This window comes from Lentzea sokolovensis (assembly GCF_033949975.1).
Classification (GTDB): domain Bacteria; phylum Actinomycetota; class Actinomycetes; order Mycobacteriales; family Pseudonocardiaceae; genus Lentzea; species Lentzea sokolovensis.
This window is the reverse complement of sequence record NZ_JAXAVU010000009.1, coordinates 512,495-531,659: the sequence shown is the minus strand read 5'-3', so window position 1 is coordinate 531,659 and position 19,165 is coordinate 512,495. Positions and strand designations below refer to the sequence as shown.

23 protein-coding genes are annotated in these 19,165 nt (G+C 67.9%); 5 read left to right on the top strand and 18 right to left on the bottom strand.

Translation table 11 applies throughout. The features are described from left to right. Positions 1-160: 160 nt before the first annotated feature. Positions 161-700: a hypothetical protein gene (locus tag SK854_RS20035; RefSeq protein ID WP_319976621.1), complete on the bottom strand. Its 540-nt coding sequence runs from the start codon at positions 698-700 to the stop codon at positions 161-163. A gap of 149 nt (positions 701-849) precedes the next feature. Between SK854_RS20035 and SK854_RS20030 the strand changes: the two genes are divergently transcribed. After that, positions 850-1,830 carry an NAD-dependent epimerase/dehydratase family protein gene (locus SK854_RS20030; protein ID WP_319976620.1) on the top strand — a complete coding sequence of 327 codons (981 nt, stop codon included), beginning with the start codon at positions 850-852 and terminating at the stop codon, positions 1,828-1,830. Here SK854_RS20030 and SK854_RS20025 read toward each other — a convergent pair. Further along, entirely contained in the window at positions 1,814-2,767 is a 954-nt protein-coding gene (locus SK854_RS20025; RefSeq protein ID WP_319976619.1) for a trypsin-like serine peptidase, read from the bottom strand. The two genes, SK854_RS20030 and SK854_RS20025, sit on opposite strands and share 17 nt — an antisense overlap. 237 nt (positions 2,768-3,004) lie before the next feature. On the opposite strand from SK854_RS20025, the gene SK854_RS20020 reads away from it, so the two are divergent. Further along, positions 3,005-3,628 (top strand): MBL fold metallo-hydrolase, encoded by a 624-nt coding sequence (locus tag SK854_RS20020; RefSeq protein ID WP_319976618.1) that lies wholly within the window; start codon positions 3,005-3,007, stop codon positions 3,626-3,628. Here SK854_RS20020 and SK854_RS20015 read toward each other — a convergent pair. Then, positions 3,591-4,241, bottom strand: coding sequence for a DUF2334 domain-containing protein (locus tag SK854_RS20015; RefSeq protein WP_319976617.1), 651 nt, complete (start codon positions 4,239-4,241; stop codon positions 3,591-3,593). The genes SK854_RS20020 and SK854_RS20015 overlap by 38 nt on opposite strands. 50 nt (positions 4,242-4,291) lie before the next feature. Further along, positions 4,292-5,167, bottom strand: coding sequence for a phosphoribosylaminoimidazolesuccinocarboxamide synthase (locus SK854_RS20010; RefSeq protein ID WP_319976616.1), 876 nt, complete (start codon positions 5,165-5,167; stop codon positions 4,292-4,294). A 90-nt stretch (positions 5,168-5,257) separates the two neighbouring features. Here SK854_RS20010 and SK854_RS20005 point away from each other — a divergent pair, with 90 nt between their 5' ends. Continuing rightward, the gene (locus SK854_RS20005) at positions 5,258-5,695 is read left to right on the top strand and encodes a hypothetical protein (RefSeq protein ID WP_319976615.1); all 438 of its coding nucleotides are present in this window, start codon (positions 5,258-5,260) and stop codon (positions 5,693-5,695) included. Here SK854_RS20005 and SK854_RS20000 read toward each other — a convergent pair. From SK854_RS20000 to SK854_RS19970, 7 genes are read right to left on the bottom strand one after another with little or no spacing between them, the layout of a single operon-like run. Continuing rightward, entirely contained in the window at positions 5,692-6,477 is a 786-nt protein-coding gene (locus SK854_RS20000) for an MOSC domain-containing protein (RefSeq protein WP_319976614.1), read from the bottom strand. The genes SK854_RS20005 and SK854_RS20000 overlap by 4 nt on opposite strands. A gap of 2 nt (positions 6,478-6,479) precedes the next feature. Then, positions 6,480-7,898, bottom strand: coding sequence for an adenylosuccinate lyase (purB, locus tag SK854_RS19995; RefSeq protein WP_319976613.1), 1,419 nt, complete (start codon positions 7,896-7,898; stop codon positions 6,480-6,482). A gap of 25 nt (positions 7,899-7,923) precedes the next feature. Further along, positions 7,924-8,676 carry a hypothetical protein gene (locus SK854_RS19990; protein WP_319976611.1) on the bottom strand — a complete coding sequence of 251 codons (753 nt, stop codon included), beginning with the start codon at positions 8,674-8,676 and terminating at the stop codon, positions 7,924-7,926. Beyond that, entirely contained in the window at positions 8,673-9,206 is a 534-nt protein-coding gene (locus SK854_RS19985; RefSeq protein ID WP_319976610.1) for a SigE family RNA polymerase sigma factor, read from the bottom strand. Before SK854_RS19985 ends, SK854_RS19990 begins: the two co-directional genes overlap by 4 nt. 57 nt (positions 9,207-9,263) lie before the next feature. Then, positions 9,264-9,845 carry a TetR/AcrR family transcriptional regulator gene (locus SK854_RS19980; protein ID WP_319976609.1) on the bottom strand — a complete coding sequence of 194 codons (582 nt, stop codon included), beginning with the start codon at positions 9,843-9,845 and terminating at the stop codon, positions 9,264-9,266. Between the two features lie 27 nt (positions 9,846-9,872). Beyond that, complete coding sequence (locus SK854_RS19975) at positions 9,873-10,547, bottom strand: hypothetical protein (RefSeq protein ID WP_319976608.1); 675 nt, start codon at positions 10,545-10,547, stop codon at positions 9,873-9,875. A gap of 20 nt (positions 10,548-10,567) precedes the next feature. Continuing rightward, positions 10,568-11,086 carry a SigE family RNA polymerase sigma factor gene (locus SK854_RS19970; protein WP_093595689.1) on the bottom strand — a complete coding sequence of 173 codons (519 nt, stop codon included), beginning with the start codon at positions 11,084-11,086 and terminating at the stop codon, positions 10,568-10,570. 183 nt (positions 11,087-11,269) lie between these two features. On the opposite strand from SK854_RS19970, the gene SK854_RS19965 reads away from it, so the two are divergent. Both SK854_RS19965 and SK854_RS19960 read left to right on the top strand, forming a co-directional pair. Further along, positions 11,270-12,211, top strand: a complete 942-nt coding sequence (locus SK854_RS19965; RefSeq protein WP_406601803.1) for a threonine aldolase family protein — start codon at positions 11,270-11,272, stop codon at positions 12,209-12,211. A 1-nt stretch (position 12,212) separates the two neighbouring features. Continuing rightward, positions 12,213-12,809 carry an HAD-IA family hydrolase gene (locus SK854_RS19960; protein WP_319976607.1) on the top strand — a complete coding sequence of 199 codons (597 nt, stop codon included), beginning with the start codon at positions 12,213-12,215 and terminating at the stop codon, positions 12,807-12,809. On the opposite strand, the gene SK854_RS19955 is transcribed toward SK854_RS19960, so the two are convergent. The 7 genes from SK854_RS19955 to SK854_RS19925 form a co-directional block, all read right to left on the bottom strand. Next, positions 12,753-13,478, bottom strand: a complete 726-nt coding sequence (locus SK854_RS19955; protein WP_319976606.1) for a potassium channel family protein — start codon at positions 13,476-13,478, stop codon at positions 12,753-12,755. The two genes, SK854_RS19960 and SK854_RS19955, sit on opposite strands and share 57 nt — an antisense overlap. A 38-nt stretch (positions 13,479-13,516) precedes the next feature. After that, positions 13,517-13,666: a hypothetical protein gene (locus SK854_RS19950; protein ID WP_166049133.1), complete on the bottom strand. Its 150-nt coding sequence runs from the start codon at positions 13,664-13,666 to the stop codon at positions 13,517-13,519. A gap of 124 nt (positions 13,667-13,790) precedes the next feature. After that, positions 13,791-14,921: a pyridoxal phosphate-dependent aminotransferase gene (locus tag SK854_RS19945; protein ID WP_319976605.1), complete on the bottom strand. Its 1,131-nt coding sequence runs from the start codon at positions 14,919-14,921 to the stop codon at positions 13,791-13,793. A 577-nt stretch (positions 14,922-15,498) separates the two neighbouring features. Further along, entirely contained in the window at positions 15,499-16,674 is a 1,176-nt protein-coding gene (locus SK854_RS19940) for a transglycosylase SLT domain-containing protein (RefSeq protein WP_406601794.1), read from the bottom strand. A gap of 1 nt (position 16,675) precedes the next feature. Beyond that, positions 16,676-16,981, bottom strand: coding sequence for a hypothetical protein (locus SK854_RS19935; protein ID WP_319976603.1), 306 nt, complete (start codon positions 16,979-16,981; stop codon positions 16,676-16,678). A 133-nt stretch (positions 16,982-17,114) separates the two neighbouring features. Then, a complete protein-coding gene (locus SK854_RS19930; protein ID WP_319976602.1) occupies positions 17,115-17,852 on the bottom strand; it encodes an ESX secretion-associated protein EspG in 738 nt (245 codons plus the stop codon). 23 nt (positions 17,853-17,875) lie between these two features. After that, complete coding sequence (locus tag SK854_RS19925) at positions 17,876-19,165, bottom strand: hypothetical protein (protein WP_319976601.1); 1,290 nt, start codon at positions 19,163-19,165, stop codon at positions 17,876-17,878.

Here is a 19,165-nt window from a genome sequence, read left to right as displayed (position 1 = left end):
CCCGACACGTGTTCGGGGGCACATCGTCACCGGTCCACCTTCGGGTGAACGAACTTGCCTCGGCAGCGCCGTTTGATAACCTGGTCTCAGCTTCGGCCCGTAAGCCGGAGAAGTGAGCACGGTGCCCGTCCGGACGGTCGGCCGCCGTGCTTCGCGCTTTCTAGGGCAACCTCGTGTCGATGACGTTGCCCATCAACGGTCGAACGCGGCGCAGCCAGTCACCGCCGGCGCCGCAGCACCACGCGACGATGTCCGGAATCCACAACAACGGATCGTTCTCGCTGGGCAGGTGCTCGTAGAACAATCCCGTGCCCCACGAGGACTTGCCGAGAGTCGTTCGAATGGTCAGCAGGTCGTGGTCGTCGCGAACCTCCCGGCTGTCGAACACCAACCGCGTGACGCCGACCTTCAGGACGTCGTCAGTCAGCCTGGCAACGCAGGTCTGCCTTGCCCGCTCCTCACCCTTGCGGCAGCAGGCGAGGTAGATGTCGACGTGGACCACAGCCGGCGCCAAAACGGACAGGATCTGTTTGCGTCGAGCAGGGGTCTCCTTCTTGAAGTGCAACTCGCGTTGGTTCGGCATGCGCAGCTTCATCAACATCTTGCGCAGTTTGGTCAGCTGGCCGGGCGACACCAGGGCCACCGCCAGCAGGTACGTGTCGTTGCGCCGAGACTCGTCGACGAAGGCGTGCACACTCACGGAACGTTGATCGGCAAGTTACGAACAACAGTTCAGCATCTCCAACTGATCGGGTCCGAACGATCGGGTGTTGGACCTATTCCAACAAGCTATTTCGCCTAAAGCGAGACCACTGGCAGCCGAGCCCGATCGGACGGATGCTGGGGATCATGAAGATCCTCGTGCTCGGCGGAACCGTGTTCCTCAGCAAGGCCATCACGGCGGAGGCCGTCCGACGCGGCCACGACGTGGTCTGCGCTGCCCGCGGTGCCTCCGGCGGGGTGCCGGAGGGAGCCGCGCTCGTCCAGGTCGACAGGGACAGGCCCGGTGCGTTCGACGCGCTGGCCGGTGAGCGGTTCGACTCGGTGATCGACGTGTCGAAGTACTCGGTGAACTGGGTTCGGGACGCGTTGGAGGCGTTCGGGTCGACCACGCCGCACTGGACGTTCGTGTCCAGCATCTCCGTCTACGCGGACCACTCGACGGGTAGCGACGAGCTGTTGCCGCCGCTGGAGGACGACCCGGCGCAGGAGTTCACGGCCGAGCGGTACGGCAGCATCAAGGTGGCCAGCGAGATCGCGGTGCGCGAGGCCGTGGCGAGCCGCGAGTTCATCGTCAGAGCCGGGCTCATCACCGGGCCGGACGACCCGAGCGACCGGTTCGGGTACTGGCCCGCGCGGATGGCTCAGGGTGGGCGCGTGGTCGTGCCGGACAGCCCTGACCTGGGGTTCCAGCACATCGACGCGCGGGATCTGGCGCAGTGGATCGTGTTCGCGGCCGAGGAGCGGGTGACGGGCACGTACGACTCGACCGGTCCGGTCATGCCGTTCCAGATGGCCATCGGCGAGATCGCCGGAGCGACGGCGCCGGCGGGAACGCAGCTCGTACCGGTGCCGGAGAGCGTGCTGAAGGAGCTCAACGTCAACCCGTGGGCCGGGCCGCGGTCGCTGCCGCTGTGGCTGCCGCAGGAGTGGGCCAAGATGGTCGGCCGCGACGTCAGCAACGCGCTGGCGAACGGGCTGCGTGTCAGGCCACTGGCCGAGACCGCGCTCGACTCGCTGAAGTACGAGCGCGGCCTCGGGCTGGACCGGCCCCGCAAGGCGGGACTCACCCAGCAGGAAGAGCAGGAAATCCTTACAGCAGTGAGTTGATCTGCGCCGCGACGAGGTCGATGCGCACGCCCTGGTTCGGGCAGCCGCCGAAGTGGTGGAGCCCGATCACCTTGTGCGTGCGCCTCGACAGCACCGGCGAACCGGACGAGCCGCCTTCGGTGTCGCACATGTAGCTGATGTCGGACTGCGACGAGCTGCCGTTCACCCGCACGGCACGCACGACGCAGTAGCCGCCGCCGTTGTTGTTGTCGCGCAACGACAACTTCTTCAGCTTCCCTGCCGGGTGGCCGACGATGTACATCTCCTCACCCACGGCCGGAACGCGCGCGTCCAGTTCGAGGTAGCCGAACGAACTGATGGCCGCGAAGTTGTTCACGGTGAAGAGGGTGTAGTCGAGTGCGGCGCTGTACTTCAGGACCTGCGCTGCCAGCACCTTCGTGACGGTGGCCGAAGTGGTGCCACCGCAGGTCGGGCACTGGTAGTTGAACCACACCTCGATGCCACTGGTGCTGGTGAAGCAGTGTTCGTTGGTCAGCATGCGGTTGTTGGGGCCGACCCGCCACGCCGTGCACAGCGAGCTGCCGTTGCGCAGCAGCTTCGCCACGGACGCGGTCTTGCCCCACTCGGTCGGGTTGCTGGACTGGTAGCAGACCGCGTCCTTGTAGTCGTTCGTGCCGCAGATGCTCTGCACGGACGGCTGCGAGGACATCTCGGCGTCGGTGTAGCCGCGCGTGAGCTTGTCGATCCGCACGCGCGACAGCGGGTTCGTCACGGAGACGACCGCGCGGTCGCCCGTGATCGACATGGCCCAGAAGCCGGACGCGTCGAGCGTGGCGGTCAGCGAGGCCTTCAGATCTCTCGTGTACGTGTACTTCTCGGTGCCGTCAGGGTTCGACACCGTGAGCACGTCGCCGGGCAGGATCCGCAGGTCCGTGAAATGCAGCTTCACGTAGCCGGACCCCGGTCGTTCGATCAACGTCGAACGATTCGCGCCACCCACGCGGACTGAGACGTTTTCCTCAGTTCCGATTTCCTGCGTCTGCGGCGACGAGGCCTCGGCAGGTGTAGAGGTGGTGGTAGCAGGGACGATGGTCGTCATCGGCAGGGCAAGCGCCAGTGCCGTGAGGAGTTGCAGGGTTTTCCTCATGCCTTTTGATACTTCCGACGTCACCTGACTGTGTCAGCCCGCCAAACGTCGGTAATGGAGGATTTCGTGAAAGTTGTCCATTTCGGTCATGCCTGCGTGCTGCTGGACTCGGGTTCGACGCGCATCCTGATCGATCCCGGCACGTTCTCCACGGGGTTCGAGGACCTGAAAGACCTGGACGCGGTGCTGATCACGCACCAGCACTTCGATCACATCGACGTGGAGAGGCTGCCCGCGCTGCTCAAGGCGAACCCGCAGGCGCAGCTCATCGTCGACGAGGGCACGGCGCCCGACGTCGAGAACGCGACCGTCGCCCGGCCCGGTGACGTGCTCAAGGTCGGCGACACGACGGTCAAGGTCACCGGCGGGCAGCACGCGCTGATCCACGAGGACATCCCGATCGTGCCGAACGCCGCCTACGTGATCGGCGACGGCGCGTTCTACCACCCCGGAGACTCGCTGTTCGTGCCGGACGAGGACGTCGACGTGCTCGGACTGCCCGCCGGCGCGCCGTGGTTGCGCACCGGTGAGGCCGTCGACTTCATGCGCGCCGTGAAGCCGCGCGTCGCCGTGCCGATCCACGAGAAGACGCTCGCGAGCCCTGGGATGGCCGTCCGGTTCTTCGAGATGCTGAAGCCGGAGGGCACCGAGGTCAGGCAGCTGACGCCAGGCGAGGAGACGGCAGTTTGACGTAGGTGGTCGGCGCGGCGTCGTGGGCGAGTGCGATGTCCACGGCGTCGAGCACTGCCTGCCGCGCACCGGGCCGGTGCAGGTCGCGCGCGTCGACGGTGATCCGGGTCAGTCCGCCGCGGCGCGCGGACCTGGCGGCCGCGTAGACCAGCGCGAGCGACCGCAGCTCACCGAAGCTGGTGCGTTCGGTCAGCGCGTGCAGGCGGCCCAGGGTCGCCAGGCCGCTGCCGACCTCGCGGACGGCGTGCACGTCGGCGCAGCGCTGGAACCTGTGCTTGGCCAGCGCGATCAACGTCCCGGGCGACGCCACGCAACGCCGAGGCGCGAACGTGTCGACGTCGAGCCCGATGGCGTCCATCTGCAGACGTGCGCCCGTCAGCAACAACCCGGCTTCATAGGCCGGCAGCCGCCGTTGACCGAGGCCGTGCAGCACGACGGCGTCGCCGTGCGAGGCGCGCTGCCGCACCCATTCCTGCGCCCTGCCGAGCTCGCGAGGTGCTACGAGCAGCGACAACGGCACCTGCCGCGGATCAAGGGCCGCGGCGAGATCAGCGCATCGGTCGAGTGTCTGCGGACCGATGCCGGACAGAGAGACCACGAGCTGTGAATGCACCGTATGAGTGCGCCATGCCGTGGTGACATCCGCGTGAAAGCGGCGCTAACTCACGCCGGCCAGTCAGCGAAAGACCGGCCGGTGAGCCGCTCGTACGCCTCGACGTACCGCTGACGAGTCGCCTCGACGACGTCCTCGGGCAGCGCAGGCGGCGGGGTGTCGCTCTTGCGGTCCCAGCCGGACGCGGAGGACGTCAGCCAGTCGCGCACGTACTGCTTGTCGAACGACGGCTGCACGCGACCGGGCTCGTAGCCCTCGGCCGGCCAGTAGCGCGACGAGTCCGGCGTGAAGACCTCGTCCGCCAGGATCAGCTCGCCGGAGGCGTCCAGCCCGAACTCGAACTTCGTGTCCGCGAGGATCAGGCCGCGCGTCAACGCGTACGCGCGCGCCTCGCTGTACAGCTCGATCGTCCGGTCGCGCAGCTTCGACGCGAGCTCGACACCGTGCTTCTCGGCGATGACGTCGAACGACACGTTCTCGTCGTGCGCACCGATCTCGGCCTTCGAGGCGGGCGTGAAGATCGGCGGGTCCAGTTCGGACGCCTCGACCAGACCGGCCGGCAGCTCGATCCCGCAGACCGCACCGGTCGCGGTGTAGTCGGCCATGCCCGAGCCCGTCAGGTACCCGCGCGCCACGCACTCGACGTCGACCATCTTCAGCTTGCGCACCAGCAGCGCGCGGCCGCGGACCTCGGCGGGGATGCGCGGGTCGTCGTACGCGACCAGGTGGTTCGGGGCGAGCCGCTCGAACCAGAACACGCTCATCGCGGTGAGCACGCGGCCCTTGTCGGGGATCTCCGTGCTCAGGATGTGGTCGTACGCCGAAATGCGGTCGGACGCGACGAACAGCAGCAGCTCGTCGTCCACGTCGTACAGATCGCGAACCTTGCCGCGGGCGACGTGCTGGTAGTCAGCGAGCGTAGGCACGCTGGTCAGCCTACGTGGCCCGCGTTTCGCAAACCGACGTACACCCCCGCACCACTACAGATCAAGGCAAAAGAAGCTTAAGGTGCACCCGTGCTCCCTAGAAAGGCCCTGTGGATCCCGGCTTTGGCAAGCTTGGGACTGCTCATCGTGCTGGGCGTGGCCGGGTGGAGCTTCGACTCCAGCCCCATCTCGTCTCCTGCCGCAGGAGGTTCGCTCACTTCGAGCACGACCCAGTCCGTGACCATCGTCCCGACTCCGGACGGTGTCGAGATCACGGTCAAGGGGTCGTCCTCAGCGGCGACGACGACCACCACGACGAAGACCACGCAGCCGAAGCCGCCACCCACGCAGACGCCTCCCGCCGTGCAGCAGCCGACGACCACCGAGCCCCCGCAGCAGGGACTCCTGGTCAACGAGGGCGCGCGCTGCGATCCGGAAGGCGCGAACGGCATCGGCCTGCTCGGCGAGAAGCTGGTGTGCCGCAAGGATCCTCAGCGCGGTGACCGGCTGCGCTGGCAGAAGGCCTAGGCCCACTCCAGCACGTCGATCTTGTCACCGACGCTGATCGTGCCGGTGCGCACGACCTGGGCCTTCATGCCGAACGTGACGCCGCCGTCGGGGTCACGCCGGTAGGTCGCCAGCGAACGAATCGGTTCTGGGCCGTCCTTCAGCCCGGTCTCCTGGTCGACCATCGGCACGGCACAACGCACGCAGTCCTTGGCGTAGGCCAGTTCCACGTCGCCGATCGCCGCGCGCCGAACCCGGTCCTCGGTGTGCGGTTCCGGCCAGCCGGACACGACCACGTTGGGGCGGAAGCGGTTCATCGGCACCGGTTCGCCGCCGCGTTCCAGGATGCGCTCGTTCAACCCGTCCAATGAGGACAGCGAGAGCACCAGCAACGCGTTGCCGTCCGCGTATCCGACCAGTCCGGTGGTCTCGCCGGTCGTCTCGCGGTGCAGGTCCGGTGGTGTCCGCACGAGCCGCACGGACTTCCCGAGAGCATGGGAGAAGTACGCCGCGGCAGCGTCCCCCTGGTCGATTCCGGAGCCCTGCCAGGTGTGCACGACCACCGGAACCCTGGGCCCGTCAACGACGACCGGGAAGGATTCGCCGCCGATCGACAGCGAGGAGTCCACGAGGGACGGACGCAGCGCGGCCATCTCCGGAATCTTGCGCTGCGACAGGAACACGCCGTCGTCGTCGACCAGCATCATCATCCGGTCGTCGTGCAGGCCGGTCGGCTCCACGACGGAGGATGCGACGGAGTGTCCGCCGCATCCCTTGACCGGGTAGACGACCAGCTCGGACACGATCACAGAATGGGCTCCGGCTCGTAGGCCGGGTACTTGTCGACGACCGCGGCGACCTGCTCCACGATGGACGCGACCTGCGCCGACGCCACGCCGGTGAACGACAGGCGGTCGGCCAGCAGCGCGTCCAGAGCGGCCTTGTCGAGCGGCAGCCTGGAATCCGCGGCGAGCCGGTCGAGCAGGTCGTTCTGCGCCAGGCCCTGCTCGCGCATCGCCAGCGCGACGGCCACCGCGTTCTCCTTGATGGCCTCGTGCGCGGTCTCCCGGCCCACACCCGCGCGCACGGCCGCCATCAGCACCTTCGTCGTGCCGAGGAACGGCAGGTAGCGGTCCAGTTCACGGGCGACGACGGCCGGGTAGGCGCCGAACTCGTCCAGCACCGTCAGGAACGTCTCCAGCAGCCCGTCGAACGCGAAGAACGCGTCGGGCAGCGCGACCCGGCGGACCACCGAGCACGACACGTCGCCCTCGTTCCACTGGTCGCCCGCGAGCTCGCCGACCATGGACAGGTAGCCGCGCAGGATCACCGCGAAGCCGTTCACGCGCTCGCACGAGCGGGTGTTCATCTTGTGCGGCATCGCGCTGGACCCGACCTGGCCGGGCTTGAAGCCCTCGGTCACCAGCTCGTGGCCCGCCATGAGCCGGATGGTCTTCGCCACCGACGACGGCGCCGCGGCGAGCTGCACGAGCGTCGACACGACGTCGAAGTCGAGCGAGCGCGGGTAGACCTGGCCGACGCTCGTGAGCACGCGCTCGAAGCCGAGGTGGCCCGCGACCGTGCGCTCCAGCTCCTCCAGCTTCTCGGGCGTGCCGAGCAGGTCGAGCATGTCCTGGGCCGTGCCGACCGGGCCCTTGATGCCGCGCAACGGGTAGCGCGCGATCAGTTCGTCGAGGCGGGAGAACGCGACCAGCAGCTCGTCGGCGCCCGTCGCGAACCGCTTGCCCAGCGTCGTCGCCTGCGCGGCCACGTTGTGCGAACGGCCGGCCATGACGAGGTCGGAGTGCTCGGCCGCGAGACGCGCGAGGCGGCCGAGGACGGCGGCGACCTTGGACCTGATCAGCTCCAGCGACCGCAGCACCTGCAGCTGCTCGACGTTCTCGGTCAGGTCGCGCGAGGTCATTCCCTTGTGGACCTGCTCGTGGCCCGCGAGCGCGTTGAACTCCTCGATGCGCGCCTTCACGTCGTGCCGCGTCACCCGCTCACGCGCGGCGATCGACTCCAGGTCGACCTGCTCCAGCACGCGCTCGTAGTCCGCGACCGCGGTCGCCGGGACGTCGATGCCCGCGGCCGCCTGCGCCCGCAGCACCGCGAGCCACAACTGGCGCTCCAGCACGATCTTGTGCTCGGCCGACCAGAGCGTCGCGAGCGACGTGGAGGCGTAGCGACCTGCGAGGACGTTGGCGATGCGGGGCTTCGTCACGCCCTCAGATTAGTGCACCCCGCACTCACTCCCAGTTGATGGCCGGGTCGGTGACCAGGGCTGTGAGCACCCCCACGCGCACCGGCACGGTCCGCCGGAGACCGAGTTGGGTGGAGACGTTGTAGTTGTAGGTGCCGATCTTGACGCTGTACCCGCTCCGGAACGTCCGCACCACGATCGACGACGAGATCTCAGCGCCCTCGGCGAGCTCGATCTCGGTCACGACCGATCCGTCCGGCTGCTGCACCTCGTGGCACAGCACGGCGCTCTGGCAGAAGGACGTCGCGATCGGCTGGTTCTTGCCGGCGACGACCTCCATCGCGGTCGGTCCGAGCACGTCGGTGAAGTACACGAAACCGGAGAACTCCGGCTCGTCGGGCCGCTTCGGCGCGTTCGACGTCGGGTACGGCGGGTACGTGCGACCGCCGGAGTGGAAGCCCGCGCCGATGTCCCTGAAGTCCGGCACCTGCTGCTCGAGCCGCCGCGCCAGCTGGTCGCCGATTTGCTGGGCCTTCTTGTCCACCGACACGGTCGGCGGCGCGGAGGAGTTCGCCGGGGTGTCGGCGCCGAGCTGGCTTTCCCGGTCGCGCGGCAGCAGGCCGGGCAGCGCGAGCGACGCGACGGCGATCATCGCCGTAGCCACGCCCACAGCGACCAGCGCTCGTCGACGACTTTTTTTCTGCTCGACCCGCTTGATCAGGGTGTCGGGGTCGAAGTCGAGCGGCGGCTCGTCCCAGACGGCCAGCAGCATTCCCTCGCGGATCTCCTGCTCACTCACGACGCGACCCTCCCCGAACTGTTGTCGAGCTTCTCCACGATGGTGCGCAGTGTCGCGAGACCGCGCGCCGTCTGGCTTTTGACCGTTCCCTCGGTGCACCCCATGGCCACCGCCACCTCGGCGACCGGCAGGTCCTCGAAGTACCTCAGCACGAGCACCGCCCGTTGCCGCGGAGGCACCTGCAGCAGCGCGGTGTGCACGAGCTCGCGCGCCCACAGCTTCGCGCTGGTCGTGTCGGGATCCACGGTGGCGTCCGCGGCGTCGGGCAGCTCCCCGTCCCGCTGCTCGGCTCTGCGCCAAGGCCTGCGCTTCTCGTCCAGCCAGGTGCGCAGCAGCACCTTGCGGGCGTACGCGATCAGGTTGTCGAGATCCTTGATGCGCTTCCACGCCACGTACATCTTCATGAGGCTCGACTGCATCAGGTCTTCGGCTGTGTGCCAGTCGCCACAGAAGAGATACGCAGTACGTCGCAAAGACGCGGCATTGGCTGCCGCGAATTCACGAAAGCCCTGTTCATCGGCCTTGCGCATGCGTTCCCCTCTCGCGTCCTCAACCAGGGGAACGCATGGGAGGAACGCGAGGTTGCATCAGGCGTGACGCGAAAGAGCCGAACGGAGCATCCTGGCCGCCACGCCGCGAGGGTCCGACTTCAGCTCGATGAACGAGTTGACCACAGATCCGTCCACCAACGCGATCAACTCCTCGACCCGGTCGCTCCCGATGTCCCTGCCTGAGCGGGCGAAGACGTCGGCGATCAGCTCGCGCAGTTCGGTCGACAGCACGCGCATCAACGGCCGCAGATACGGGCGGCGGCCGGTCGCGACGAGGCGTTCGTAGCGCAGCAGCACGGCCTCGATGTCGGTCGCGTCCTCGCCGACCAGCAGGTCGAGCATGAACTCCACGAGCACGTCGTCGGTCATCTGCTCGGGCAGCGACGAGAGCCGTCCCCGGAAGCTCGCGAGCTCGCTGCGGCCGTGGAACTCGACGGCCGCGATGATCAGCTCGTCCAGCGAGTCGAAGTAGTACGTGGTCGACGCGAGCGGCAGACCTGCGCGTTCGGCGACCGCGCGGTGCCGGACCGCGTCGAACCCGCCCTCGGAGAACAGGCCGGACGCGGCCTCCACGAGCGCCTGCCGCCTGCGCTCACCCTTGGGAGTTGCTGCCGTCATAGTCGAGCCAGAGTACTGGGCGGACGATCAGAACCTGGGGGCCAGTGCGTCCGCGAACCGCTTGGCCTGGCCTTTCAGCTCCCCGTCGCCCTGCGTGAACACGTAGAGGTCCTGGCCCTGGGCGGTCTTCACCTTCTCCGCACCGGCGGGCGCGTCGAACGGCTGCGGCGTGACGATCGCGGTGATCGTCAGCCCGTCGATCTTGAACGAGACCGAGCGCGAGTCGGGCGGGCAGCTCTGCGTGGGTGCAACTGCGAAGTCCGGTGAGACCGAAAGCTCGTCGGCGAGGGCGTCAGCGAGCTCTCGGTCCACACCTGCGCAGCCCTGCACTGCGCTTTCACTGGCCGAAGGGCCAGTGCTTCCCGGCGTCTGCGCATCCCCCTGCGTGGAGTCGCTTTCACCGGAGAAGCCTGTAGGCGGTTTCGCCTGCAACGGAGTCATTGGGGATTCTGCCGCGTTGTCACGGTTCTGCCCAGAACCCGCGTTGTTCAAACTGCTCGAGTCCTGGCTCTCCCAGCTGTTGGCGGCGAAGACCCCGCCGAATCCGAGCACCACGACCAAGGTGGTGCCGGCGGCGATCGAGTTGCGCCTTCGCAGCGTGGCACGGCGCGAAGCCGTGCGGACGTCGCCCGCGTCGAAGGACGCCGGTGGTGCGTCCTGTGCTGCGTCGCGGAACAGGTCCGCGAGCTTCTGCTCGTCCATCTACGTCCTCCTCTCGCTGGTCACGACGCCGGTCGCAGGTCGTCGATGGCGTCACCCAGAGCTTCCCTGAGCGCTGCCAGCCCGCGCGCGGTCTGACTCTTCACAGTTCCTTCCGAGCACTTCAGCGCCTCGGCCGTGGCCGTGACGTCGAGGCCCTCGAGGAACCTGAGCACGAGCACGGCCCGTTGCCTGGGCGGGACTCTGCGCAGGCCTTTCAGCAACGCCTCGCGCGTCGCGACCGTCTCGCCGATCTCGTTGTCCGTCGTCGGCGACTCGGGCATCTCGTCGGTGAACTTCTCGCGACGCCACGGGCGGCGCGATTCGTCGATCACCGCGCGCACGACGGTGCGGCGGACGTAGGCGTCAAGAGCCTGCTTGTCCCGAATCTTCCGCCACCTCCTGTGCACCGCGACGAAGGCCGTCTGCGCAAAGTCGTCAGCGCGGTGCCAGTCGCCGCACAGCAGGTATGCCGTTCGGCGCACGGCCTCACGGCGAGCCACGAAGTACTCCGCGAACTCCTGCTCGTCGCGCTGATCCACGCGGACTGCTCTCCGCTCGTTCCTCGAGTTGCACTGACTGGACGGAAACTGAGGCACCAACGGTTGCACGAACCATCGGCGAGAGCTACATCACCCCCTCGGTCGTTCACCGGATGTGATGTGATCGAGCTCGTGACCCCCATCGACCTGCGCTCGGACACCGTCACCAAGCCCGACGAGGCCATGCGCCGCGCGATGGCGGCGGCCGAGGTCGGCGACGACGTGCTGGACCACGACCCGACCATGGCCGCTCTGGAGGAGCGGGTGGCCGGGCTGCTCGGGGTCGAGGCCGCCCTGTGGGTTCCCTCCGGATCCATGGGCAATCTCATCGCCTTGTTCCTGCACCTTGAGCGTGGTGACCGGTTCTTGGCCCCACTCGGCGCGCACGTGCTCGACGCCGAACTCGGGACGGCCGCGTGGCTGGCCGGCGGGATGCCGCACGCGCTCGCCTCGATGACTCCTGAGGCCGTGATCGCCGCTGGTGGCGGTGAGTCTCCTTATTACGGGCTGCGGACCACGTTGTTGTGCCTGGAGAACACGCACAACGCGTCCGGCGGCACGGTGACGTCGGTCGACGAGCACGTTTCGCTGGTGGCGGCGGCTCGGTCGATCGGACTGGCGGTGCACCTGGACGGGGCCCGGCTGTGGAACGCGTCCGCGGCCCTCGGGGTGTCGCCCGCTGTACTGGCCTCCGGGGTGGACACCGTTCAGGTGTGCCTGTCGAAGGGGCTCGGCGCACCGGTCGGATCGGTGGTGGCGGGGTCCGCGTCGTTCGTCGTCGAGGCCCGGCGAGTGCGGAAGATGCTGGGTGGCGGGGTGCGGCAGGGCGGAGTGCTGGCCGCGGCGGGTCTAGTCGCCCTCGACCGGATTAGTCGGCTGGCCGACGATCATTCGAAAGCCGATGAATTGGCTTCCGGACTGCGGGCGCTGGGCTGGGAGGTGGCCGAGCCCGCCACGAACATCGTGCTGGCGTCGGTGCCCGACCTGGACAAGACGCTGCTGTCGTTGCGCGAGGTCGGGGTTTTCGCCAGTCCCATGTCAGGCAAGGTTCGGTTCGTGACGCACGGCGACGTGGACTCGTCCGACATCGCCGAGGTGCTGCGCCGGCTTCGAGAGGACGTCTGAGATGCGCTGGATCGTGTTCGACTTCGGCGAGGTGATCAGCCAGCGGAACCCGGCGCGGCCCGCGATGGCGGCGAAGCTCGGGGTGACGCTGCAGGCTTTCGAGGCGGCGTACTGGGACCGTGACGCCTACGACCGCGGCGGATCGGACGCCGAGTACTGGGGCCGGATCGGTTCGTCGTTGGGACTGACCCTCGACGACGCTCTGGTCCGCGAGCTCACCGCCACGGACAACGCGGGCTGGCTCGACGACCCGGTGGTGGAGACCGTCGCGCTGATCGAGGACCTGGCGGCTCTCGGCACACCGCTGGCGTTGCTGTCGAACGCGCCGTCGACGTTCGGGCGGCTGGCCGAGAAGGTGCCGTGGGCCAAGCACTTCCGGCACCTGATCTTCTCCGGCGACCTCGGCTGCGCGAAACCGGACGCGGCGATCTGGAAGCACACGTCGGACGTGATCGGTTCGTCGGACGTGATCTTCTTCGACGACCGCCTGTCCAATGTGGAGGGCGCCCTGATCGCGGGCTGGGACGCGCGACTGTGGACGTCAGCCGCTGTTGCGCGTGCCGAGCTCCGCACGGAGTTCGGCGATCTCGGCCCGTAGGCTCCGCAACTCCTGCACGGTCTCGAGCTCGGCTTCCTCGACACCGCGCAGCTTCTCCACGAGCCAGCTGGCGATCGTGCCGGTGATGACACCGAGCAACGCGATGCCCCCGACCATCAACAACCCCGCGACCAGCCGCCCCTCACCCGTGACGGGGTAGCGGTCGCCGTACCCGACCGTCGACATGGTGGTCAGCGTCCACCACAACGCGTCACCGAACGTGGTGATGCTGGCGTTTTCCGCGTGCCTTTCGGCGTCCAGCACCGCGAGGCTCGCGCAAAACGCGACGATTACCGTCACCCCGGCGACGTAAATGCTGACCCGTTGCCTGATCTTGTGCTGGAACTTCTTGTTCAGCAGCTTCATGACCGTGATCAGCCGGAGCACCCTGAGCTGCCGCACCATCGGCAGAACAACCGCCGCAAGATCGAAGATGTGCGTCCTGAGGAATCTGATCTTGTTCTGCGCCAGAGTCAGCCGCGTGACGAAGTCCGCCGCGAACAAGGCCCAGACCAGCCACAACGCGATCTCCAGAGGCACGTGCATGGCCCCGTGATCATCAAGAACCTGCCACGCGTAGGCCCCGAGGAACACCGCGGCGAGTGCCGTCAACGGCCACTCGACCTTTCGCTCCCACCGTTCAAGGCGGGCCTCGTTGGCTAACAACACCGCCCCATGGTGAGCGGTGCGTAGTCATTTAGCCAGTGTCAACGCTTGGATTTGATCGCACCGTAAGCCGCGGTGCCTGCGAGGAGTAGTCCTCCAATCACAGCGAGCCAGAAAAGGCCTTTCACCACGGCCCCGACGACGGCCAGCACGATCCAGATCGCCACCAGCCACCCGATGATCGCCCACATAGGACTCCCCTTCCTCCACCCCGTGAACGTCCGGCCGACCGGTTTTGTTGCTCGCCGGTCCTGCCGGTCCTGCTGGTCGTGCCGGTGCTGCCGGTCTCGTCCTGCTCGGCTGCCTGCCCGATGCTCAGAGCCAGGCCTTCAACCGCCTGAGCGCTTCCTCGATGTCCTGCGTGGCGCCGGCGAACGACATCCGCACGAAGTGGTGCCCGTCCACGGGGTCGAAGTCGATGCCGGGCACGATCGCGACCCCGGTGTCGTCGAGCAACTTCTTGCAGAACCCCATCGAGTCGTCCGTGAGGTGCCGAACGTCCGCGTACACGTAGAACGCCCCGTCCGCCGGCGCCAACTTGTCGATGCCGAGGTTCGTCAGCCCTTCGAGCAACAGGTCCCGGTTCACCTCGTATCGCTGAAGATGCTCAGCCGTCTCCGCGTACGCGTCCTCATGAAACGCCTCAACCGCCGCGTACTGAGCCAGCGCGGGCGGACAAAGCGTGAAGTTGCCCGTCAAACAGTCCACAGCCCTGCGCAGCCGCTCCGGCAACAACATCCACCCGAGCCGCCACCCGGTCATCGCGAACGCCTTGGAGAACGAGTTCACGACGATCGCGTCCCGCGACGTCTCCCAGGCACACCGCAGGGGCTCCCCGTAGCTGATCCCGTGGTAGATCTCGTCGCTGACCAGCTGAACCCCGTTGGCAGCACACCAGGCAGCGATCGGCTCGACGTTGGCCGTGGTCCCGGTCGGATTGGCCGGACTCGCCACGATCACACCCTTGAGCCCAGGATCGAGCATCTCGACCGTGGGCTGAAACCGCGTCTCCGGCCCGCACGGCAACTCGACGACCTCACACCCCAACGCCTTGAGGATGTTCCGGTAGGCCGGATATCCCGGCCGCGCCAGGGCAACCCTGTCGCCCGCGTCGAAAGCCGCCAGAAAGGCCAGCGTGAACGCCCCCGACGACCCCGTGGTCACCACCACGTCGTCGGCCGTCACGTCCAGGTCGTACTGCCGCTTGTAGTGCCCGGCGATGGCTTGCCGCAGCTCGGGAATCCCCAGCTGCTCGGTGTACCCCAGCGCGTGCTCGCCCAGAGCTCGCGCCGCGGCCTCTCGCACCGGGCGCGGCGCGGGGCTCGACGGCTGTCCGGCGGCCAGGGAGATCACGTCCCCGTGCGTCCGCTGCCTCTGCGCGGCGGCGGACAGCACGTCCATGACGTGGAAGGGCGGGACGTCGGCGCGGGCAGCCACGGTCAGCATGCCGCCAGGCTAACTCCCCATCGCCTCTTCCCACCGCTGCCTGTTCCGCACCTCATCTACGTCCGTCCACACCTCGCCGCGAGCCTTCCCATCCAAGGCTTACCCCACCTCAGGCCTCTCTACTTCAGGCCTCTCTACTTCAGACCCCCGCGCCTCAGGCCATCGCGCCTCAGGTCCCCGCGCCCTCGATTCCGGCACGCCCCAAGGTCCCCACGCCCCGTTCCGACACGCCCCAGGTCCCGTGCCCAGGTCCCCACACCCAGTCCCGCGCCTCGGCCTCACATCTCGGTCCCCACATCTCGGTCCCCACACCTGGATCGCCACACCTGGGCTGCAACGTCCCGGTCGCCACACCTGGGTTGCAACGGTGGAGTCGCCACACCCAGATCGGAGCGTCTGGGTTGCAGCACCTCCGTCGCACCCCCCGCGCTTCCGCAATATGCGGGCGCAGATAACAGTGTTTCAGGACATTCGTTACCCGTGTGGGTGTGGATAACTGAAACCCGGCGCCTTTCCGTCACGACATACCTGACGAAGAAGTGCCGGGTTCCGGACAAATCTCACCCGATCGAGCGAGCTAATACCCTTGGTAACCGCCGCCCTGGGACATCGCCTTCAGGCCGGGGTGGCCTTCGAAGCCGCCGTAGCGCGAGAAGGTGTAGCGGACGCCGGCGATGATGTTGTCGACCGGATTCCAGATGTCGTCGTGGCCGGGCAGCTTGTGGGCGTTGAACGTCGAGTCGATGCATTGCATGAGGCCCTTGGAGGGCGTTCCCGCCTGGGCATTGGAATCCCAGAGGTTGATGGCGTGCGGGTTGCCGCTCGACTCCTTCTCGATGATCTTCCAGATCTCGTCGATGTTCTCCTCGGTGACCGGAATGCCGTTGGCCTGCAGGATCTTGATGGCCTCGCGGATCCATTCCTCGACGTTGCCGGGAGGCGGGCTGCCCGAGGGCGGGCCGCCGCTGGAGCCGAGGCCGCCCATGCCGCCGCCCTCACCGCCACCGCCACCGCCGCCTCCACCCCCACCGCCGGAAGCGCCGCCGCCGCCTCCGCCGTGGCCGGAAGCCGTGGGCGTCGAGGTGGACGTGGGCTGCGGGTCCGCTGTGGACGAAGCCTTGGTGGATTCGTCGGGCGGTGCGGTCGGGGCCCACTCGACGGGCTTGCCCGGCGCGGGTGTGAAGGATTGGGCGTTCGGGTCTTCGAGCGACGAGAACTTCGGGGTCAGCGCTCCTGGGCGGCCCTTCAGGGTGCCTGCGGCGGCGTTGACTGCGCTTTCCGCTTGGGAGACAACGGGTTGGGCGTCGCTGACGGCCTCGGCGCAGTAACTGCGGATGACGCTGTCGACGTCCTCCTGCGGTTGGCCGTGGAGTTGCTGGCGCGTCTGGCGGGCGCGGCTCAGGAGGTTTTCGCAGATGCGGCTCATCGAGGTCTTCGCGGTTTCCAACGCGTTCGCGGCCGCCTCCAGGTCGGTCGCGGCGCCGTTGAGCGCGTCGGTCATCGAGGTGCCGCACTTCGTGACGTTGGCCATGTAGGTGACGAAGCCGTCCGCGGACTTGCCTTCCCAGGCGCTGTCGAGCTGGGTCACCGACCGCTGCAGGACGTTCGTCTGGTCGCCGCACTTGCCTGCTGCCTGTTTCCAGCGGTTCGCGATGTCGCGCACGGCCTGGGGTTGCGCGGTCTCGATCTCGTCCGCGAGCGCGGCCAGTTCCGCGCCTCCGGGCAACGCCGCGACTTCGTCCATCGCGCTCACGTCACACCGCCTTCAGGGAGTTCTTGTTGACTTCGTCGACGTTCGCGACATTGGTCTGGATCGTGTCGAGCGCGCCCTCGACCTTGCGCAGCACCTTCTCGGCCGCTTCGAACTCCTGAGTGCCCGCCTGGTCCATTGCGGACACCGCGCCCGAGATCGCACCGGAAGAGCCGAGTTTCCCGAAAATGTCCGGATTGCCGTACTGGCCGGAAAAGCCGTCACCGATCGCGCCGAATTGTCCGGCCTGACTGCTCACGGTCGTTCGGCACTGTTCCATGGCTTCAGTGTTGAACTTCATCGCAGCCACGCGCGCCTACCCCCTCAACGTCTACTCGCCGACCTTAGAACGAATTGCGTCAGGCGATGCGCCGATTCGCTCTTTCGAACGACGATGCCCGCCCGTCAACTTCGACGGGCGGGCACGAACGAGGGTTCCGCGATCAGACTTCTTGCAAGAGCTCCCAGATCGAGGCGGCGAGTCGATGGTTGTCGACCGGCGTGATGGTGCACCAGTTGCGCCCGTCACTGCTCGGCTTGAGCTGACGGAGGTAACGCCCGTTGTGCGTGTCGTGGAAGGAAACGACGCGGCCGGCGCGCTGTCCGTTGCGCTGCACGCCGAACTGCCCACGCGTGGACATGCCGTCGAGCATCCCGGCCAGTTCCTGCGCGTCGCCGAGCCGCATTCCCCGCCGCTCCAGCGTGGTGATCATCCGTTGTGCATCCAGCCCGACGTCCTTGGCAGCGGCCACGAGTTCGTCGTAGGGCGCGCTGATCGACCGTCCGAAACCGGCGGGCATCTCCCCGGCGACCGACACAGCGGCCTCGGCGAGCGCTGTGCCCCGAGCCTCGATCAACCACATCTCGTCACGATCCCGCACCGCCAGGATCGCTTCATCTCCGATGGCCGCGGCCAGTCCGGTGATCTGCCGGTCGGCCCAGATCCACAGGTCGATCGCCACCTGGTGGTTCGCCAGCAACGCGAACCCGTCGGCGAGCTCGGGCACGACCCGGCCGTTGCGGGCCAGGCCGCGCGCCTCCAGCGACTCCCAGGCCCGCTTCACCACCTCGGACTTCTCGGTGTGGGTGATGGACGGAATCCGCGTGTCGAGCGCGACGTGCGCGGCCGGGAGGCGCTGCGCCTCCCAGACCACGGCGAACTCCACTGTGGACAGAACCACAGAACCTGGTGAGCTCAAGGGATCTACTTGTCCTTCGGGTCTTCGCCGATGACGGACTGAACCACCATGCGGTCGTCACCGAACATCTCGTCGGAGTCGACGCCGTACTTGCGCACGTGCTCGCCGTCCTCCTCTTCCTCACCCCTGGCAGCACTGGCCGCGGGCGACATGAGCGACCCGGCGCCCTTGCCACCGACGCCACCCTTGCCCGCGGCAGCACCAGCCCGGCCGGCCTCAGGCCCAACGCCACTGGCGCCACCAGGCGTCATCGCGCCACCGGGCCCCTTGCCCGCGGCCCCGGTACCACCGGCACCAGCACCTCCAGCACCGGCGCCGGACTTGCCGCCACCGATCGTGCTCGGCGCACCCTTCGGCCCGGCAGGCGCGATGGGCGTCTTCGGGGCCTGGCTGGGCCCACGTCCACCGCCCACGACCTGCGCGCCGCGTGCACTGGCCGTGCCACCGGCGAGACCGGCGGCCGCGGCGGTGGCGGCGGCGACACCGATCGGCGGAACGCCGAACGGCTTGGGCAGGCCGGGGCCTGCGGCGAGCGGGGTCGGCGTACCGCCTCCGGGAAGGATGCCGGTGGCGTTGCCGGGAGTGCCCGGAGTGGGGCCGACGGGCACGCCGGAGAAGCCGGGGGAGCCTGGGCTGCCAGGCGAGCCGGTGAAGCCCGGTCCGCCGCTGACGCCGGGAGGACCACCCGCCGGCGTGCCGACCTGGGATCCGACGGGCGTGGCGACGGCAGCGCTGGCCACCACGATGTCCGGCGGAGAGTTGGGCGTGCGGAACGAGTCGAGCGCGCTCTGACTGTTCGCGGTGTAACCGCTGAGGCTGTCGATGGCCTGCTGGCGGGCGGCGTTGGTCGCCGCGACCTCCTGGGCGTGGTCGGTCTCGACGCCGAAGAAGCCGCCGACCTTGTCTCCGAAGTTCTGCTCCGTGTCGCCGCGTAGCGTCTGGGACTCAGGCGAGGTGTTGCGGGCGGTCGTCGTGCTCTCGCTCTGGCGCGCGATGGCGTCCGAGTTCCCCACGGTCGCTTCGCCAGCATCGCCAATGCCCTCAGCGGAGACTTTCGTCGTCTGCTGCCCCTTTTCGCCAGCCGCGCCGCCCCAGTCGATCCCGAGAACCTTCAGCTGGTTGCGCAACTCTGTGTCCACGTCCTGCAGGGTGCCTGCGAGGTCGCGAAGGACGTCAGAAGCCGACGCGAACTTGCGGGCGAGATCACCGTTGCTGAGCTTCTGGACCTCTGCCGCGAGCTGCTGGTTGGACCAGCCGTCGAAGTTGAAGTCTGCGATTCGCTCGTTACCCGACAT

Bases quoted from the DNA above. Each gene is read 5' to 3' on its own strand.
- SK854_RS20030 (WP_319976620.1), top strand. From the start codon at position 850: ATGAAGATCCTCGTGCTCGGCGGAACCGTGTTCCTCAGCAAGGCCATC.
- SK854_RS19945 (WP_319976605.1), bottom strand. From the start codon at position 14,921: ATGCTGACCGTGGCTGCCCGCGCCGACGTCCCGCCCTTCCACGTCATG.
- SK854_RS19960 (WP_319976607.1), top strand. From the start codon at position 12,213: ATGCGCTGGATCGTGTTCGACTTCGGCGAGGTGATCAGCCAGCGGAAC.
- SK854_RS19965 (WP_406601803.1), top strand. From the start codon at position 11,270: ATGCGCCGCGCGATGGCGGCGGCCGAGGTCGGCGACGACGTGCTGGAC.
- SK854_RS19985 (WP_319976610.1), bottom strand. From the start codon at position 9,206: ATGCGCAAGGCCGATGAACAGGGCTTTCGTGAATTCGCGGCAGCCAAT.
- SK854_RS19980 (WP_319976609.1), bottom strand. From the start codon at position 9,845: ATGACGGCAGCAACTCCCAAGGGTGAGCGCAGGCGGCAGGCGCTCGTG.
- SK854_RS19925 (WP_319976601.1), bottom strand. From the start codon at position 19,165: ATGTCGGGTAACGAGCGAATCGCAGACTTCAACTTCGACGGCTGGTCC.
- SK854_RS19950 (WP_166049133.1), bottom strand. From the start codon at position 13,666: ATGTGGGCGATCATCGGGTGGCTGGTGGCGATCTGGATCGTGCTGGCC.
- SK854_RS19975 (WP_319976608.1), bottom strand. From the start codon at position 10,547: ATGGACGAGCAGAAGCTCGCGGACCTGTTCCGCGACGCAGCACAGGAC.